Annotated in this window: 15 protein-coding genes; 5 read left to right on the top strand and 10 right to left on the bottom strand. The window is 64.5% G+C overall.

What is annotated here, in order from left to right:
- Window positions 1-11: 11 nt before the first annotated feature.
- Window positions 12-1,679 carry an asparagine synthetase B family protein gene (locus WG898_RS17685; RefSeq protein WP_339604111.1) on the bottom strand — a complete coding sequence of 556 codons (1,668 nt, stop codon included), beginning with the start codon at window positions 1,677-1,679 and terminating at the stop codon, window positions 12-14.
- 233 nt (window positions 1,680-1,912) lie between these two features.
- Here WG898_RS17685 and WG898_RS17680 point away from each other — a divergent pair, with 233 nt between their 5' ends.
- The 5 genes from WG898_RS17680 to WG898_RS17660 are packed head-to-tail and all read left to right on the top strand — an operon-like array spanning window position 1,913 to window position 8,411.
- Window positions 1,913-3,361: an oligosaccharide flippase family protein gene (locus tag WG898_RS17680; protein WP_339604110.1), complete on the top strand. Its 1,449-nt coding sequence runs from the start codon at window positions 1,913-1,915 to the stop codon at window positions 3,359-3,361.
- 48 nt (window positions 3,362-3,409) lie between these two features.
- Complete coding sequence (locus WG898_RS17675; protein WP_339604109.1) at window positions 3,410-4,993, top strand: asparagine synthase-related protein; 1,584 nt, start codon at window positions 3,410-3,412, stop codon at window positions 4,991-4,993.
- Window positions 4,994-5,006: 13 nt separating this feature from the next.
- A complete protein-coding gene (locus WG898_RS17670; RefSeq protein WP_339604108.1) occupies window positions 5,007-6,017 on the top strand; it encodes a glycosyltransferase in 1,011 nt (336 codons plus the stop codon).
- Entirely contained in the window at window positions 5,942-7,003 is a 1,062-nt protein-coding gene (locus tag WG898_RS17665) for a glycosyltransferase family 2 protein (protein ID WP_339604107.1), read from the top strand. The genes WG898_RS17670 and WG898_RS17665 overlap by 76 nt, the downstream gene beginning before the upstream one ends.
- Window positions 6,987-8,411 carry a DUF2264 domain-containing protein gene (locus tag WG898_RS17660; protein ID WP_339604106.1) on the top strand — a complete coding sequence of 475 codons (1,425 nt, stop codon included), beginning with the start codon at window positions 6,987-6,989 and terminating at the stop codon, window positions 8,409-8,411. The genes WG898_RS17665 and WG898_RS17660 overlap by 17 nt, the downstream gene beginning before the upstream one ends.
- A 52-nt stretch (window positions 8,412-8,463) precedes the next feature.
- On the opposite strand, the gene WG898_RS17655 is transcribed toward WG898_RS17660, so the two are convergent.
- From WG898_RS17655 to WG898_RS17615, 9 genes are all read right to left on the bottom strand, one after another.
- The gene (locus tag WG898_RS17655; RefSeq protein WP_339604105.1) at window positions 8,464-9,762 is read right to left on the bottom strand and encodes a DUF2334 domain-containing protein; all 1,299 of its coding nucleotides are present in this window, start codon (window positions 9,760-9,762) and stop codon (window positions 8,464-8,466) included.
- A gap of 41 nt (window positions 9,763-9,803) precedes the next feature.
- A complete protein-coding gene (locus WG898_RS17650) occupies window positions 9,804-10,568 on the bottom strand; it encodes a class I SAM-dependent methyltransferase (protein WP_339604104.1) in 765 nt (254 codons plus the stop codon).
- A 36-nt stretch (window positions 10,569-10,604) separates the two neighbouring features.
- A complete protein-coding gene (locus WG898_RS17645; protein ID WP_339604103.1) occupies window positions 10,605-11,702 on the bottom strand; it encodes a GNAT family N-acetyltransferase in 1,098 nt (365 codons plus the stop codon).
- Between the two features lie 34 nt (window positions 11,703-11,736).
- Window positions 11,737-12,840 (bottom strand): hypothetical protein, encoded by a 1,104-nt coding sequence (locus WG898_RS17640; RefSeq protein WP_339604102.1) that lies wholly within the window; start codon window positions 12,838-12,840, stop codon window positions 11,737-11,739.
- A 107-nt stretch (window positions 12,841-12,947) separates the two neighbouring features.
- Window positions 12,948-13,697, bottom strand: coding sequence for an ABC transporter permease (locus WG898_RS17635; RefSeq protein WP_339604101.1), 750 nt, complete (start codon window positions 13,695-13,697; stop codon window positions 12,948-12,950).
- Window positions 13,694-14,623 carry a hydrolase 1, exosortase A system-associated gene (locus tag WG898_RS17630; protein WP_339604100.1) on the bottom strand — a complete coding sequence of 310 codons (930 nt, stop codon included), beginning with the start codon at window positions 14,621-14,623 and terminating at the stop codon, window positions 13,694-13,696. Before WG898_RS17630 ends, WG898_RS17635 begins: the two co-directional genes overlap by 4 nt.
- On the bottom strand, window positions 14,616-15,647 hold the full coding sequence (locus WG898_RS17625) for a polysaccharide deacetylase family protein (protein ID WP_339604099.1): 1,032 nt from the start codon (window positions 15,645-15,647) through the stop codon (window positions 14,616-14,618). Before WG898_RS17625 ends, WG898_RS17630 begins: the two co-directional genes overlap by 8 nt.
- A 37-nt stretch (window positions 15,648-15,684) precedes the next feature.
- Entirely contained in the window at window positions 15,685-16,494 is an 810-nt protein-coding gene (locus tag WG898_RS17620) for a hydrolase 2, exosortase A system-associated (RefSeq protein WP_339604098.1), read from the bottom strand.
- Window positions 16,495-16,529: 35 nt separating this feature from the next.
- Window positions 16,530-16,778: an acyl carrier protein gene (locus tag WG898_RS17615; protein ID WP_339604097.1), complete on the bottom strand. Its 249-nt coding sequence runs from the start codon at window positions 16,776-16,778 to the stop codon at window positions 16,530-16,532.
- Window positions 16,779-16,924: the final 146 nt, after the last annotated feature.

Genomic DNA, 16,924 nt, shown 5'->3' with positions numbered 1-16,924 from the left:
CGTCATCCGGCTCAGTTGAAGCGGCAATGTGGCGCCTTGGCCTGCAGCCATTGCTCCAGCATCATCAGGATCCAGACCATCTCGCCGTAATAGCCCGGGTGTTCGTGCAGCCGCTGCTCCAGCAAGGGCTTGACGAAGTCGGATCTAAGCACGCCGCGTCCGGCCAGGCCGTGCAGCGAGTCGCGCGCCAGCGCCAGCAAAGCCGGTGTGCGCGTGGTCCACACACCGAAGGGCAGCCCGAAGCCATGCTTCTTCTTGCTGATGATTTCGTCCGGCAGGAAACCACGCAATGCCTCCTTGAAGAACCAGCGCAGCTGATGGCCCCTGAGCTTGTAGTCGAGCGGCAGCCTGAGCGAAAAGTCGAGCAAGCCCTGGTCCAGCAGTGGGAATCCAACGCTCACGCCTGCCATGCTGGTGGCGCCATTCACCTTGGGCAAATCGCTCTCGGCCAGGGTGAAACGCCAGTCATAGGCCAGTTCGCGATTCAATGCGTGGCATTGGCCGGCTTGCTGCCATACCTGTTGCTGTAGTCGTAGCGGGGCCTGCAGGTCGACATGGCGCAGGAAGCCGTCGTCCAGCACCTCGGACGGGCCAAGCCGCATGATCAGGTTGTAGAGCTGCAGTCGATCGGGCATCGGCATGCGAGCCTGCTCCACGTAGCTCTTGGCCTTGCGCGTCAGCGCCAGCGCGGAGGCGGCGCCGGTGCCCAGCAAGGGCTCCATCAGCCCCTTCCTGACGAGTGCCGGCACATGCTCGTACAGACCGAACACGCGTTGCTTGGCATAGCGCGAGTTGCCGCCGAACAGCTCGTCGCCGCCATCGCCGGCGAGCAGGCGCGTGACGCCATCCTCGCGCGCCATCTTGGCGCAGTAGTAGGCGGGCAGGGCGGACGAGTTACCGAAGGGCTGGTCAAAATGCTGGGCCACCGCGGGAATGCTGCGCAGCAGGTCAGCCGGCGTCACGTAGTACTCGTGATGCGAGGTGCCGAAGCGCCGCGCCGCCAGTCGCGCGTACTCCATCTCGTCATAGCCCTGGGCATCGAAGCCGATTGAATAGCCAGATACCTGACCGACGCCCAGCTCGCTCATCATGCCGGCCACCGTGGAGCTGTCGGTGCCGCCGCTCAGGAAACAGGCCGGTTTGCTGCCGTCCAGCTGCTGTTGCACGGCACGTTTGAGCAGCTCCCTGAATTCATCGCGCAAGGCGTCGAACGAGGCGCCGCGCGGTTCCGTGAAGGCCGGCGTCCAGTACGGCGCCACCGTCAGCTTGCCCTGGTCGAACAGCGCATAGTGGCCGGGTGGCAGCCTATGTACCTGCTGGTAAATGGTGCCAGGCGAAGGGATGTTGTGGAAATACAGGTAGTCGAAAACCGCCTGGGCGCTGATGCGTTCATCGCCTCCCGCGAGGGCATCGGCGCGCTCGGCGAAGCGCAGTTCGTCGCCATCGACGCGGTAGCACAGCGTGCGTTGCGCAAAACGGTCCACCGCCAGCCAGGTGCGGCCAAGCGAGTCGCGCAAGCCCACGGCAAAGTCACCCCCCACCTGCGCAAGCAGCTTGGGCAGATCGCCATGCTCGGCCATCTTTGCCCAGGCCGCGGCGGCCCCGTCGCGCTTGGCGATGGCGTCCCAGTCCTGATTGGCAAAACGCGGGAATCCAGTAGCCAGGGGCGTCAATATCATGTTGGAAATGCAGGGGCGGTAATTTGAATGCGCAGCCGGCCATGCGGCGGCAGGCGGGTAAATGCGCTGCGCGGAGTTTATGTTGCTGGCCCGGCCAAGCCCGTGAATTATTCTGCATCGCCGGCCCTGCGGCGCCCCCTGAATGCGTGGCTTGTGGCGCAGTCGAGCCAGGCCGGGGAAGTCATTGACCCATAATGCGCGATCCCATGGGGGGAGCAAGAAAAGGGCTGTGAATGGTGGTGCGTAGAGCGTTGGGAATCGCTGGCCTGTCCGAAGCAGTGACCTTCGTTCTGGGTTTCGCCAACGTCGTGATCGTGTCGCGCCTGCTGCGCCCGGACGAGATCGGTGTGTTTTCGGTGGCGGTATCGGTGCTCGGCTTTGCGCACATCTTCCGCGAGTTTGGCGTCGGTCAGTATCTGGTGCAGGCGCCCGTGCTCGGCAAGGAACAGTTTCGGGCCGCGGTGACGGTGAGTATTGGCAGCTCCTGGCTGATTGCCGCGCTGCTGTTTCTGATCAGTCGACCTATGGCCGCCCTTTACGGGCATCCGGGTATCGGCGAAGTGCTGGCGATGCTGGCGGTGAACTTCCTCATCATGCCGTTTGGCGCCCCGCTGCTGTCGGTGCTGAGGCGCGAGTTGCAGTTCGGCAAACTGGCCTGGGCGACCGTGCTGGGCGCGGTGGTGCAGACGGGCGTGACCATCGCCGCTGCCATGCATGGCGCCAGCTACCTCAGCATGGCCTGGGGCTCGATCGCGATGCATGTGTTCAAGACCAGCTTTCTGAATTTCCTGCGCCCCGGCGAGACCTTTGTGCTGCCGACGCTGCGTGGCTTGAGCGATGTGCTCAAGTTCGGTTCCTTGGTCAGCGTCGGCTCGGTGGTGCGCCAGATCGGTTCCAGCGCGCCGGACCTGGTGTTCGGGCGTACCTTGGGTTTTGTCGAGGTGGCCATCTTCAGCCGCGGTGTCGGCCTGCAAAAGATGGCCATCGAGCGCATTGAAAGCATGGTGCGCAGCGTGCATTTCCCGACCTTTGCCAGCAGCCTGCGGCAGGGCGGCGACGCCGCACATCTGTACACCCAGGCCAGCGCCTACCTGATCGCGGTCACGTTGCCGGCCCTGGCCGTGCTGGCCAGTCTCGCCGAACCGCTCATCCTGTTCGTGTTCGGCGAGCAGTGGGCTCGATCGGTGCCGATTGCGCAGGTGTACTGCCTGGCCTCCATGCTGACCGCGCCCTATTCGCTGTTCACGCTGTCGTTGACCGCAGCCGGCCGCGCCGCACTATGCCTGCGCACGGAGTTGATTTCGCAGACGGTGCGTGTGGCGGCTCTGCTCACGTCGATCTGGCTCGACCTGCATCAGGTGGTCTGGCTGCTGCTGATCGCGCATGCCGTGGAAGCCCTGCTTTCGCAATGGGCGCTGAAGCAGGCCTTCGGACTGAGCGGCCTCGGCTTCCTGCGCGGCATCTGGCGTGGCTTGGCCTTGGTTCCATTCGCTGTGTGCATGCCGCTGCTGCTGGCGATGTCCGCATCGCATGTCCCGTTCCTGTCAGGGCATGCCCTGCTGCTGCTCCTGGCCGGCGGGGCGACGGCCTTGCTTGGCTGGTTGCTGGGTCTGCGCGTGCTCGGGCATCCGGTCTATGCCGAGGTGCAGCGCCTCGTCGCGCTGCCTAAGCGCTGGGTTTGAGATGCTGCCGCGACGTTTGCATTTGGCTGTTGATCGTTCGAGGTCCTTATGGTGCCGATGACAGAGTATTTCGGTGATCCGCAGGGGCGCTGGCTGGACTGCGACCGCGATGCGCGTCCCTATCTGGGCCTGCAATGGCGCCCGGATGGGGTGCTGGTGCATGGTCAAGCCGAATGCAGCCTGGGGCGCCGTTTGGGCGACGACGCGGGTGACGAAGGGGTGTTTCTCGAGTGGCGCTGGGATGGGCAGCGCCTGACCGTGCGCAACGATCGTTTCGGTGTCTATCCGCTGTTCTACTCGGCGGTGGGCGACGAAATCTGGCTCTCGCCCTCGCTGGCGGCGGTGCTGCAAGGCAATTCGGCGCGCCGGCCCAACGCCGCCGCACTGGCCGTGCTGCACCGGCTCGGACATTTTGTCGGTGAGGACACACCGTTCGAGGATGTGCACTTTCTGCCGCCCGGCGCCACCTTGGTGTGGGAGGCGGGGCGGTTGGATCTGCAGTCGCGCGGCATCGAGCCCAGGCTGGTTCAGGAGCTTCCCGCCGACTTCGATGGCGCCATCGCGCGCTATGGCGAGCTGTTCGCGGCCGCCGTCTCAAAACGGCTACCGCATGGCGAAGCGTTCACCGTGCCGCTCAGCGGCGGGCGCGACTCGCGCCACATCCTGCTCGAACTGGTGCGCCAGGGCGCAATGCCGCAGGCCTGCCTGACCGTCAAGTACCGCCCCCCCGCCACCAATGAAGACGCGCGCATTGCCGGCCTGCTGTGCGAACGCTTGGGGCTGAGGCATCACGTCATCGACAAGCCTGCGTCGTTCTTCCAGGCGGTGCGCAAGGACATTCAGCTGACGAGTTACTGCGGTGGCGGCCACGGCTGGTCGATGCCGCTGGCGGCCGAACTGGCGCGCACGGCAAGCCTGAGCTACGACGGCCTGGCGGGCGACATCTTGTCGGCCGGCCATATGCAGGACGCCGGCAAGGCACGGCTGTTCCAGGCCAATCAGTTGCGTGAACTTGCCGTGCAGTTGCTCAGCGAGACGCGCCACGAGGCCGTGCTCGCAAAGGTACTGCCTGCCGCCGTGCTGGCCGAGCAGCACTTCGAATTGGCAGTTGCGCGCATGGTCAAAGAGCTGGAGCGCCACCAGCAGCGCGCCAACCCGCTGCGCTCCTATCTGTTCTGGAATCGCACGCGGCGCTGTATTGCCTCGATCCCATACGCCATCCAGTCCAGCGTGGCGACCGTGCACTGCCCCTATCTGGATCATCAGCTGTTCGACTTCCTGATGGCACTGCCACTCGAATGGACGCAGGGCGGGCGTTTGCACAACGCCACCATCAAGGCCAGCTATCCGGAGTATGCCGACGTCCCCTACGAGGACAAGACGCTGGTGGCCACGCTGTCGCCGGCCGATTGCCGTTACTACGATGGTGCGCGGCGCGAATTCGCTCGCTATCTGATGGCCGGGCTGGGGCGCCATCGGCGCGCCCTGAGGCTTGGATTCCTGCTGCCAAAGCTGCTGCAGGAGTTGCTGGGCCGTCAGGCGGGCTCGCCCTGGTACCTGTTCACCGCCGTTTATGCCGCGGAGTTGCACGCCTTGGCGGCGCGCGCGCGCCTGCCCGACAGCGCACGATGAGAAGGAATTTGCCATGCATGCCCTGAAGGTGGCGGTTGTCATCCCCTTCTTTCAACGCCAGGTCGGCCTGTTGACGGCCGCCGTTCGCTCGGTGTTGGCGCAGTCCGGCGGGCATGTGCTGACGGTGATCGTCGTGGACGACGGCGCGCCCATCGCTGCCAGCGAGGAGTTGGCCGACCTGATGGCACAGTACGCCGGGATCAAGGTGGTGCGCCAGCCCAATAGCGGCCCGGGTGCGGCGCGCAATCATGCGCTCGGTCTGGTCGAGCCCGATACCGATCTGGTGGCTTTTCTCGATTCCGACGATGTCTGGACCCCGGACTTTCTGAGCCAGGCAGCGGCGGCGATGGCCGCCGGCTGCGAGATGTTTTTTGCGAACAGCCAGCGCTATGGCAAAGAGGGCACGCGCTTCGAATGGCCGACCGCCTCGGGGCGACAGCTGCTGGCGGCCGAGCATGAATGCCTGGATGCCGCCACGGGCTTGCACGCCTATCGCGGCGACTTCTTTGATTTCGCCCTGCGCAGCAGTGGCGTCATCAGCACCTCGACCCTGGCCTACCGCCGCGCCTGCGCGCCCGATTTGCGCTTCAACGCCGAGCTCTTCAATGGCCAGGATCGCTATTTCAAGCTCGAGCTGGCATTGCGCGCCAAGCGCGTCGGCTTTTCTACGACGGTGGGGGCGGTTGAGGGCGTGGGCGTCAATATCTTCGACAGCGCAGGCTGGGGATCGGCGCGTTCGCTCAATCTGGTCTGCAACTACATCCGGTTGTCGCGCTTGATCCTGCGTCGTCTGCCGGTCGACGCGCAGCAGCGCGCCTATATGCGGGCGCAGCTGCAGAAGTCGCGCTACTCGATGGTCGGCACCATCCTGCACCTGCTCAAGAGCGGTGTGCATATCGACCTCGCGGCCCTGCGTCGCGTGGCGCGTGACGATCCTGGGTCGATCTTGTGTTTCGGCCCCAATCTCGTGCGCATTCTGCTCGCCAAGCTGCCCGGATTGGGCAGGGCGTTGCGGCAGCACTGACCCACAAATCAACCGCGCAAACTCAGCCCCTCATCATGAACGCATGGCCCCTGGTTTCCGTCGTCGTACCCGTCTACAACGGCGCTCAACATATCGGCGCCTGCCTGAGCAGCATCTTGCGGCAGGACTACCCAGCGCTGGAATTGATCGTCGTTGACGATGGCAGCACCGACGAAACGGCGGAGCGCGTGCGTGCCTTCGGCGACGCGGTGAAGTATGTGCGCCAGGACAACAGCGGTTCGGCCGTAGCGCGCAATCTGGGTGTAGAGCTGGCGCGCGGCGAATACATCGCGTTCAACGACGGCGACGACCTGTGGGCGCCGCATCGGCTCAAGCAGCAAGTCGCCTATCTTCGTTCGCAGACCGAGTATCAGGCGGTGTGCGGCCGCTTCCTGGCGGTGCCGGATGACTACACCCTGGACGAGGCCGACCGGTTGGAGTACCAGGAGGAGGCCGTGTTCGACCCGCAGAAGAGTGGCTGGACCTATTTGCGCCTGATCGAGACCTCGATTTATCACATCGACACCTTGCTGGTAACGCGCGAAGCGATGCGCAGCATCAAGTTCAACCGCGACTATCGGCGCGGGCAGGACTTCGACTTCTGGCTGCAACTGCTGCACGTGACGCCGATGGCCCAGCTCGACAATCTCTACGCCTTTTACCGTCAGAACCCGCAGAGCATCACCAACAAACCCTTTGTGCGCAACTTCCGCGCCGAGATCATCGGCGCCGCGCTGAAGAAGTACGGCCGGCGTGATCAGCTTGGCCGGGAAATCAGCCAGCAGCAGTTGGACACCATTCTTGCCAAGAGCTGGTACGGCCATGGCTATGAGCTCTATCAGGCCGGCTGGTTTCGCGAGGCGGCGGCGGCGTTCCGGCTCGCGCTGCGACATCGACGCAGCCATCGCGGCGCCTACAAACTCCTGCTGTTGAGCTATCTGCGTTGGTTCCAGGACAGGATGCCGGCCCATGCCCTCAAGCGCTGAGCTTGCGAAGCTGGGGCGCTTTCAGTGGCAGCGCCTGCAGCGGCTGCTGCGCATGCGCCGGCCCTATCGGCAAGGCGACGCAGCCATGGTCGCGCGCGCGGCGGACCTGGGTGACGACGCGTCGGCCTTGTCGGATGAGCTGGTGGCCTATTTCTGGGCCGCGCAGCGGCACTATTCGGTGCGGGGTGGGACGCTTGCCTACTATCCCGGCCACCCCAGCATTTACGGCGCGCGCAACGATGCCATCGAGGGTGTCAGCCGCCTCATGCCGGTGTGGGCCGCCTATGTCACCAGCCCTGGCGCGGCGCCCCGCCTAGCTGCGCAGATGCGCGCCCATCTACGCCAGACTTTGGCGCTCGCCTTTGACCCGCATTCGAGTGACTACTGGGGGCAGATCGGCGATCGCAGCACGCTGATCTGCGAGGCCGCCGATGTGGCGCTGGCGCTCTGGCTGCTGCGCGACGACCTCTGGGCAACGCTAGACGGGGCGAAGCGGGAGTTGTTGCTCGCCTGGCTGCGCCAAGCCGTGGGGCGCGAGACTGCGGACAACAACTGGCACTTGTTTGTGGTGTTGATCGACGCCGTGCTCGCTGAATTGGATCCACAGCACCGCTTCAGCAGCGCCGCGAGATTGACACGCATTCGCGAGTTTGCCCGCAGCGACGGTTGTTTTGTGGATGGGCCCAAGGGAGACGTCGACTTCTACAACGCCTGGGGCTTTCACTACCCGCTGTTCTGGTTGCGCCAGATGCCCGTAACGGCGCGACTGGCCGGCTTTGGCGCGGCGGCCCTGCGTGAGTTTTGCGACTGGTACCAATGCCTGTTCACCCCCACCGGCCTGCCCCTGTTCGGGCGTAGCCTCTGCTATCGCTTTGCGGCCAGCACGCCTTTGCTGGCCTGTGCCCTCGAAGCTCCCGAGGTGGTGGCGCCGGGCGTCGCCAAACGGGCCTATTTGCTCAACTGGCGATACTTCATCGCCGAGGGCGGGCTGGCTGCGGGGCGTCCTACGCAGGGCGTATTCGCAGACGACTTGCGTTGGCTCGATGCCTACAGCGGGCCGGCGAGCAGCCTGTGGGGCACCCGTTCCCTGGTGAGCTTTCTGTATGCGAAGCGCACGCTTGATTGGGCGTCAGTCCCGATGGTCAGGCTGCCCGCAGAGGCGGCGTCGATTGATCGATGGGTCGAGGGGTTGCAGGCCCGGCTGCTGGCCGAGCCCGCCGAACCAGCCACCGTGCGCCTAAGCTTTGCCAGTTCGGCCGGCACGGGCGGCGGCGTGCCTCAGGTACAGCTGCAGACGCGCGGCGAGCGCATGCGCGAATGGATCTATGCCGACGCCTGGCGGCCGACCAACAACCTGCTGAAGTCGGGCGTCAGCGAAATTGACTCGACGCTGGCAGCGTACCGCTGAACGGGCATTCCTCTGTGCATTCAATTGGCGACCTGCCAGGCCTCAATCGAACCTAGAGATCGCCAGGCCGGGTGCCGTCGAAACCCATCTGATGCCTCTTGCTTGTCCAGCCCGTTGGCAGTCGTTCCGTCAATGGCATCGCTTGCACGCTTGCCCTTTGCCTATGCTGACGCCAGAGTGCGAACATCAGCCCGGTGCTGAGGCCGAGCGCCGCTGGCGCCATCAGTTCGGTACGAAAGCCCATGCTGGAGTCTTTGTGCATCAGCAGCGCGAACAAGCCAAACGATGCCAGGCAGATGGGCACCATGTGCCGGATACCCAATCGAAAGACACGCTGCAAGCGGTTCGTGCATGCAAAGGCAAGCATGCTGATGACCGCAAGCTGCAGCACGTAATAGCCAAGCGCGGCAACAGGGCCGATCACAAACGAGGCGCGCTCTGGATAGCTGTACGGAGCTGCGTCAGGGCGAAGTTGGTCGGGCAGCAATCGGCCTGCCAGCTGGTCGACGCGGGCACGCGCGAGCCTGGTTGACCCCAGCTCTATGTCGCGGTCAGCGAGCTGGCTGATGGTGAGCAGCTCAACATCCTTGCGCGCCTGCAGCCAGTCGAGCATGGCTTCGAACTCGGCGAGCGTGAGCTCGCCGGTGCGTCTGCGGCGTTCCTTAAAGTCATAGAGGTGAAACATCACCACCATGATTGCCTGCTCTTCAGCGGACTGGCTGAGCGCTTGCACGGCGGTCTTGACATTGGCCAGACCCTTCACCGTCATGGGCACATATTTCAAGGGCAGGCTAGGATCCGATTCCCCCAAACGGCTGCCCGAAATAAGCTGGAAACCCTGATCCGCCAGCACCTTGAGGGTTGTGCGGTCATAGCTATTCCAAGGCGGGATGAATAGGTCAATCGGTCTGCCCATCAGCCCCTCCAGCAGCCTGCGCCCCTGCATGATTCGTTTGCTCTGCTCCTCGTAGGGCATACCGGCAAACTCTGAGGCTGCGGCATGTTCGTCGTGCCGCTGATGGCGCCAGCCGTGCAAGCCAACATCGACCAAGCCATCGGCCTGGCCCTTGCGCAAAGGGGCGGCGCGCGCGGCGCTCAATTCTGTACAGGGGCGTTCGGCAATGTCATGCATATCCCCGTCAACCAGACAGGGAATGACGCCGATCGTGACCGGGATGTGTCGGCGCCGGAAGGCTTGCAGCACCTTCTCATCCAGCCCATCGGGGTCCTGCGCCGAATAGTCGTCATAACGGAATATGACGCTGACCTTGCGGTCGTCGATGGCCGACGCGGGCATGCAGCTGAGCAGGGTCAGGAGCGCAAGCAACGCTCCGGCTATTTTCGTCAACAAGAATCGTCTCCAGCTCGGTTGGGCGCCACGCCATCTACTCGTTATGGTGATGCCACGGTCAGGCCGGCGCAGCCTTTCTCGCAAGCGGGGACTTGCAGCTTCTTCAATTGCCCGTACTCGTTCAGCCAGCGCGCGACCGCCAATTGTTCTTCCTCGCGATCGGCATCATCCAAGTAGATCTCCGCGCCGCTTGCCAGGCGGTCCATGAGCAGCGGAACCGCTGGGTACCTTGCCGCATGAGCGACAAACCACGGCGGCCCGTCAATCACCAGCATATTGATGCGTAGATCGCTCGGCAGGCCTGCCAAGGAGTACCAGTCACCCTGCCAGTTGTTCAGCTCATACCTCTGCAGTGGCGCGTCAATCACTGTGGCGTGCTCGGCCAGGCCATGCTTGAGCAGCAATTGCCGGGTCTTTTGCGCATACTTCGCGTCGTGCTCCAGGCTGTAGATATGACCACGCCCATTGAGCTGAACGCAGCGCGCCAGCACCAAGGTGCTGACGCCACTGCTGCATTCAACGATGCAATCGGGGCCTTGCTCAAGCGCACGTTGCATCAGCATCCGCAGCACATCCGGCGATGCGGCCCAGCCTCGGGTCGATGGTAAGGCCTGCGCCAGGTTCAGGTCCTGCCGCAGTGCTGCGAGTGCTTCCAGCTGCGTGAACAAGTTGTCGCTGACCTTGGGAAGTTGCTTGGACAGCCGGTCGATGGCTGACGAAAGCTTGTGGTACAGCAGCGCTAGCGCGGCCGTGGGAACAATAGCCAATGCCAGTAAGCCGATGGCAGCAGTGCCTTCAAACAACATCAGAATGCTCCTTGCGATTTGTGATTCGGGGTCCAGCTAACGCTTTTCCTGACGATCAGTGCCAGCCGTCATCCAGGCTCGAAGGCGCTGGGCGCCGTAGTGCCGAGCCGCCGCTGTCAGTCCGATGAGTGAACGGGGATTGAAGACAATCAAGCCTTGCCGTGCCCGCCTGCCGGACATCCATTCGGCCTTGTAGCTCTCGTCGCCCACGAGGAAATCGATTTCTCGCGCCAGGTCTTGATCCAGCGCCTGCTCGAACAGCGCGGCGGTCAGAGCCGTGCCCACGCCGTGGCGCGCATAGCGCTCGTCGTAAGCCAGTTTGAAGATGGAGCTTGTGCCAGAGCTGTGCAGCCAGATCTGGGCAGCAACGGGCTTGCCGTCCAGATAGCTGATGCCCAGTCGCAACTGGCCCAGGCGGTGCGCGAAGGCGCACAGCCCGGGAATGAAGTCGGGGAAGGGTTCGGGGCGCTTCCAGCTATGCGCGTACACGGTGTGGAAGTCGCGCACCAACTCAGCCACGCAAGCCGCGTCGGTGTCGGCATTGCTGAGCTGGATCTGGTAGCCCGGCGTCTTTTCAAGCCGCCTGCGGCTGCGCTGTATGGTGTGTCGCAGGCGCGAGGGGCGCTGCTCCAGATATTGCGCCCAGCTTTTCCCGGCTGCCGGCAAGTACCAGTTCCAAAAAGCGAAATAGCGGTCTACCCAATAACCGCGCTGCACCAGTTCCGCTGTCAACGCGGCCCAGAACGGGCGTTCGGCACCAATCGGATGCAGTCTCAGCGTGCCGAATCCATGCGCATCCAGCGCAGCGGCGATGCCCTTGGCATGGCGCACGGAATCCGCGCCTTCCGTGGTGATCGGGCCGTAGAGTGCCGTGTAGAAGTTTGACAGCGATTCCAGGCGAGCGAAGCTCAGTCGCCGCAGCGGCAGCACGGTGGCATGCTCGCCCGCGCCCACCAGCAGCTGCCCCCTGGCGGTGGCAGCACAGGTTTGCGCTAGGTTGTCAAACCAGGCGAGGCTCTCAAAGACGCTGCCCTGGGCCGCTGCGGCCAGGCGCTCGCCCGCCGCACTGGTGCGCAAGCTGTCGATGCTGGCCCAGGATGGGCAAGCTGCCATATCAACGTCGTGTGCGCTCATGGCCAGCGGGCACCGTGCCAAGCAGGATTTCGGCTCATGCGCGCAACCTGCCCAGGCGTTTGCCCAGGCCGCGCCAAACCGCGGTGCCGAACTCACGCAGGAATTCCTTCAGGAAGGCGAGCGATGGACCGGGGTCGTCGCGATGAAGGAACAGATAGCTGGCACGCCGACCTCGCATGAGGCGCAGGATCCAACCCAACCAGAGCCGACCGATGGGATCTCGGTCTTCGTTGAACCAGACAGCGACGTCGCGCTGCCGCAGGTCCGGCATGGATCTGCCGGCCTGGTGGCAGTACTCAAGCAAGGGGATGTTGACGCCGTTGACCGTGCAGAGGCCGATCCAGAAGTCGGTTCGCCCCACGGTGGGTTCTATCACCCAAAGCGCCCCGGCCTGATCTCTCTTCAATTCCAGCGATACCGGCCCGCTCAACTGCAGCGGTGCGAAGAAGCGCAATGTCTGCTCATACACCGCTTGATCGACCAGTGCCTCGGCGATCGAGGTATGGCCCATCGGTCGGGACCTGAGCTTGTGACCGTCGAAGCGTGCCAGTACCTGGCCACGATCCAGATACAAGGCGCAGAAGTGGATGCTGCGGTCATCGCCGGGTATGAAGCGTTGCACCAGGAAGGGCAGGTCGCTCGGGAAGCGCTCGAACAAGCCGAGCAACTCGCCCACGGATTGCGGTAAGGCCGTCTTGAAGCGCGAGAGCGGGCGTGAGGGCTTGACGATGATGGGGAAACCGATCGCCCTGGCGGCGGCCTCGGCCTCGGCCGCGTTGCGCAGCACCAGGGTATTCGGGTAGGCCACACCGACCCGGTCGCAATGTGCCTCCAGAGCCACCTTGTCCAACAAGGGCAGCAGGCGTTCCGCGGCGGCTCCCCAGCTGAGCGCATAGCTGCCCGCCAGTCTTCCCCAGCCGTGACCGACGGTGCGGACCATGGTGTCATTGGTCAGGAAGAGCACGGGATTGCCTGGGCAGCGAATGTGCTGGCGCAAGTTCAGCAGGGCCTCGACGAGGGCTGGACCGTTGATGTCCTCAATGGGCACCAGTTCCGCCAGGCGCGTGCGTACGCCTGGCAAGAGCAGGTCGGACTCCAACATCAGCACCGGCACGCTGCCTTCGTTGAGGGCGCGCACCAGTGCCAGGCCGTGGCCGCACGCGCCCACCACAATCGCCGGCGGCTGTGCGTATTGGTAGCTGCGGCCCGAGGCATGCGCGCCGGGCGTGGTGGGGCTGGCCTGGCTCATTGCGATGCTGAGGACGCGGGTGCGGAGGCGGCGCTGGCGGCACTAGCCGCGGACTCTGCAGCATGGGCGGGCGGTTCCTGCCACTTGCCGACGCTTTTCAGTCGGTCCATCAGCTCCGGGCGCTCGAAGCCGAGCCGTAGCGCCTCATGGGCTTGTTGCAATGCCTGTTCGTACTCCTTCAGGTCAAAGAAGCCCATGCCGATGTTGAAGTGGCTGAAGCCGCTATCGCCGGCGCGCTTGGCCGCGAGTTCCAGCTGCCGTACAGCATCCGCTTGCCGCCCCGCAGCACCCAGATACTGCGAATAGAGAACCCTGACGATGGTGTCGTCCGCGCGGAAGTACACGGCGCGATCGAAGAAGCACTCGATCGAGTAGCGCATGCCGTCGACGTGGTGGGTCTTCATCTTCTGACCCAGCTTGATCAGGGAAATCAGCGCGCGATGGTGGTTGGGGAATTTGTTGAGCGTGTAGTCGATGTCTGGTGCAGGGCGCGAGGTGCTCTCACCTGCAAGCAAGGCCTCGACCTTGGGCGTGAAGTGACGCAGCTCGACGATGGGCAGCATCTGGTGTTCGTAGCGATAGTCAAACGGCCCGGCCCCGTGCCTGGCTGTGAGGTCGCAACCCTGCGCTTGCGCCTGCACCAGTCCGGGGACCGCCAGCAGCGTGGCCCAGCAGAGCAGGGCGGCCAGCCGGGCTGAAGGCGTACCAGTACGTAAACCGGGAGCCGAGATCGTGGAGCGCATCATGAGCCTTCTGGTAAGGAATGAAGAGATGGCCCGGACTGGCACTGTCCGGCATCGGTCAGGGCGGCAATCCAGCACAGCAGTGCATCTTCAGCCTGCAAGTGGCTGCCATGGTTCGAAAAGGTGTGGTCGGCACCGGCCACATCGATTCTGGTGAGATTCGGCCGTGCCAGTTGCTCAAGCCAGGGCGGGCGCTGTGCCGCGTACTCAAGAAACTCCTTGGCGGTGTAGTCGTCTCCGCTCAAGATCAGCAATACCGGACCATTGAATCCGTGCAGGCCGGCAAGCATCTGCTCCTGGAACGAACCCATGGGCGCGCCCGCCGTTCGGGCGGTTTTCGTCTGGGCCAGGCGTAGCGAGCGCGCCAGTTCCAGCAGGGCGCCAGCAGCGACCTTGCCGCTCAGCAGCTTGCTCCAGAACGAGCGCTCGCGCAGGCGCTGCAGGTAGTAGTGCTTGACGCGCGTGCGCGCCTGGCTCTGCGCTGACCTGACCCATGGGTTGAGCAGGCAGACGCCGGCGATGCGACGATCGTGGCGGCGCTGCACATAGAGCAGGCTGGCCGAGGCCGCATCGCACAGGCCCCAGAGCACCCAGCGTTCCAGCTGTGGCAGCGCTGCCTGCATGGCCTGCAGGGCGGCCGCGATGTCATCGTCCAGGGCGTCAAACGGGCGCGCATCGCCCGAGCTGTCGCCCATGCCGCGCGCGTCAAAGCGCAGTGCCGCGATGCCGGCACTGGCCAGGCGGCGTGCCAGCAGCGTGAACTGCCGGTGACTGCCCGCCCGGTATTGCGGCCCGCCCACCACGATCAGCACGCCGAGCTTGCCGGGCTGCGCCGTGGTCATGGGGGTGCTGAGCACGCCGATCGCCTGGTCTGTGCCGACGCGCCACTGCAGCGCATGCTCGCGGAACAGCGCGTCGTTTTCAGTCATAGCCCGACACCTTCCGCCTGCCTATGCCCAGCCGTATCAAGTCCGCGAAGCCGCATAGCGCGGCCTCGAACTCGACCTCGTGCACGTCCTCGCCATCGAGAAACCGGTGCAGGGCGTGGCGAGGCGTGCTGGCGCTGTTCAAGCCGGGCTCGCAGGTGGTGGAGCTTGCGATGTCCATGCCATCCAGCCAGGCCCATTGACGCTGGTGCCACTCGCCGCTGGGATAGCAGAAGTGCCGCGGCTGCCAATCGCTGCCCAGCCAGCGAGCCAGGGCCGCGCGGTTGTCGCGCAATTCGGCCTCGGCGACTTCGCGCTGGTCGACCGGAAAGCGGTGCCTGTGGGTGTGCAACTCGATGTCAACGCCGCCATGCGGCAACTCGCGCAGTTGCTCAGGCGTCATCAGCAGCATCAGCCCTTGCTTGCCGATGGCGGCCATGTCCAGGCCAAGCAGGCGACCGAGCTCCATGCTCAATGCCTGGCGCCCGGCCTCGTCACAACGTTGCTCGCCCTGCTCGATGCAGGCCCACATCAGGCCTTCGGCCTGTTGGGCATCGGCCAGATCGACCTGCTGGGGGGCGATGCCTGGCAAGCCGCTGACGCTGATGGTGCTGGGCTTTGCCTTCCAGAACATGTACTGCAACAGCAGGCGATACACCGGCGCATGCTTTTCCACGTAATAGCTGGTGACGTAGACCGTCGAGGGGTAGCCGTAGCGCTTGAGGGCCGGCAGCGCGAGCGAATAGAAGCTGCAAAAGCCGTCGTCCACGGTGATCACCACCGTGTCCTTTTCGACCCGCCCCGACGCCAGCTTGTCGACCGCCTCGTTGAGCGTGACGACGCGGTAACCCAGCCGGTGCAGGCTGGCGAGGCGCTGCTCGAACAAGGCCGGACTGATGAAGAGCTTGGGTCTGAACGATGCTTCATCGCAGAGTTCAAAGCCGTGATAGCAAAGGATCTTGGGATTGCTGGCCGTGCAGCGGCGCGCCAGGGCAAACAGCCCTAGGGCGCGACAAATCAGCATCATCCAGATCTTCAGTCGTCGCATAGGGTTCCGTGCGCCGTCACGGGCATTTCAGCCAGTCGACCGATCGCGCCAACAATTGCGGCGCCAGCTCGATTTCGGCGCTCTGCCAGAACGCTGGGCCATTCACAGCCTCGGCATGCAGGGCGGCCGCCCCCGGCTCGGCGGCCCAGTCTGCCATGGTTTGTTGGCTGCCCGGCAGCAATGCCGGCGGGTTGGCACGGGACAACTCAAACCATCCGAGCCGCCCGCCCGTCGGGGCCGATAGCCTGGCCTGCTCCAAGCCATCGAGCAAGGCTGCCCGGCAGCGATAGCCGGCGATGTCGATGACTTGTTCGGCGCGCAATTGGCCGCGGACATCGTCCAGGCCGAGTTTGGCGCCGCCCTCGGCCTTCATGGCGCCGGCCAACTTGAGTCTCAGCCATTGCTGGACCAAGGGCTTGCCGCTGGTCGGCGGCTGCCACCAGAGTTGACCGCTCACGTCGCCCCAGCGCTCGGCTGCCGCGCTGGCCAGCAAGCAACCGGCCCGCAAACCCCAGAGGTACAGCGGTGCGCTGCCTTGCCCATCCAGCCAGTGCCGCGCCAACTGGAGGTCGTCGAGCCAGTCGGGCCAGGCAGCGTCGCCAAAGTCGCCCGAGCTGTCGCCACAGCCAAGCAGGTCCATCTGCAGCACCGAGACTCCTGCGGCCTGCCAGGCGCGCGCCTGCAAAGCGGCCATGCGCCGGGACTTGTTCATCTCCTCTGCGAACGGGTGCACATAGAGCACCCGCGCATGTGCCCGTTCGGCCCTGTGAAACAGGCAGAACCGTTGTCCGCCCCCGGGGGCGTCAAGGAAGAAGGCTTCTGGCATGCGCAGGAATTCGCAGGAACGGCGGCTTGCCGGAATCAGCTCAGCTTGGCGCTGACGTAGTCGCTCAGGGATCCCACCGTGGCGAAGGTCGAGCCATCGATGTCATCGTCGTCCACCGCAATGCCCAGCTGTTCCTCCAGGGCCGTGATCAGCGATACCACCGCCATCGAATCCAACTCGGGAATGGCGCCAAGCAGCGCGGTGCTGCGGTTGAAGCTGGCGCTGCGGCCGCCCAGGCTGAGGACGTCGTCAAGGATTTGCAGGACTTGTTGTTCGGTGGACATGGTTGGATTTGGCCGGTAGGCAGGATGCGCCGCATCTTAACGGCGCGCTGTTGCCCGTTCCGGCCCCTACCGGCCCCGCAGTTGAAGGGGGGCGAGCAAGCCATCACGGTTGGCGTTGCCGGCCTGCGCTACATTCGTGTGCTCCG

Origin of the sequence: Paucibacter soli (genome assembly GCF_037482845.1) — a bacterium.
Lineage (GTDB): Bacteria > Pseudomonadota > Gammaproteobacteria > Burkholderiales > Burkholderiaceae_C > Paucibacter_B > Paucibacter_B soli.
This window is presented reverse-complemented; position numbering and strand designations above follow the sequence as displayed.

Bases quoted from the DNA above. Each gene is read 5' to 3' on its own strand.
- WG898_RS17685 (WP_339604111.1), bottom strand. From the start codon at position 1,679: ATGATATTGACGCCCCTGGCTACTGGATTCCCGCGTTTTGCCAATCAG.
- WG898_RS17680 (WP_339604110.1), top strand. From the start codon at position 1,913: ATGGTGGTGCGTAGAGCGTTGGGAATCGCTGGCCTGTCCGAAGCAGTG.
- WG898_RS17675 (WP_339604109.1), top strand. From the start codon at position 3,410: ATGGTGCCGATGACAGAGTATTTCGGTGATCCGCAGGGGCGCTGGCTG.
- WG898_RS17670 (WP_339604108.1), top strand. From the start codon at position 5,007: ATGCATGCCCTGAAGGTGGCGGTTGTCATCCCCTTCTTTCAACGCCAG.
- WG898_RS17660 (WP_339604106.1), top strand. From the start codon at position 6,987: ATGCCCTCAAGCGCTGAGCTTGCGAAGCTGGGGCGCTTTCAGTGGCAG.
- WG898_RS17650 (WP_339604104.1), bottom strand. From the start codon at position 10,568: ATGTTGTTTGAAGGCACTGCTGCCATCGGCTTACTGGCATTGGCTATT.
- WG898_RS17645 (WP_339604103.1), bottom strand. From the start codon at position 11,702: ATGAGCGCACACGACGTTGATATGGCAGCTTGCCCATCCTGGGCCAGC.
- WG898_RS17635 (WP_339604101.1), bottom strand. From the start codon at position 13,697: ATGATGCGCTCCACGATCTCGGCTCCCGGTTTACGTACTGGTACGCCT.
- WG898_RS17630 (WP_339604100.1), bottom strand. From the start codon at position 14,623: ATGACTGAAAACGACGCGCTGTTCCGCGAGCATGCGCTGCAGTGGCGC.
- WG898_RS17625 (WP_339604099.1), bottom strand. From the start codon at position 15,647: ATGATGCTGATTTGTCGCGCCCTAGGGCTGTTTGCCCTGGCGCGCCGC.
- WG898_RS17620 (WP_339604098.1), bottom strand. From the start codon at position 16,494: ATGCCAGAAGCCTTCTTCCTTGACGCCCCCGGGGGCGGACAACGGTTC.
- WG898_RS17615 (WP_339604097.1), bottom strand. From the start codon at position 16,778: ATGTCCACCGAACAACAAGTCCTGCAAATCCTTGACGACGTCCTCAGC.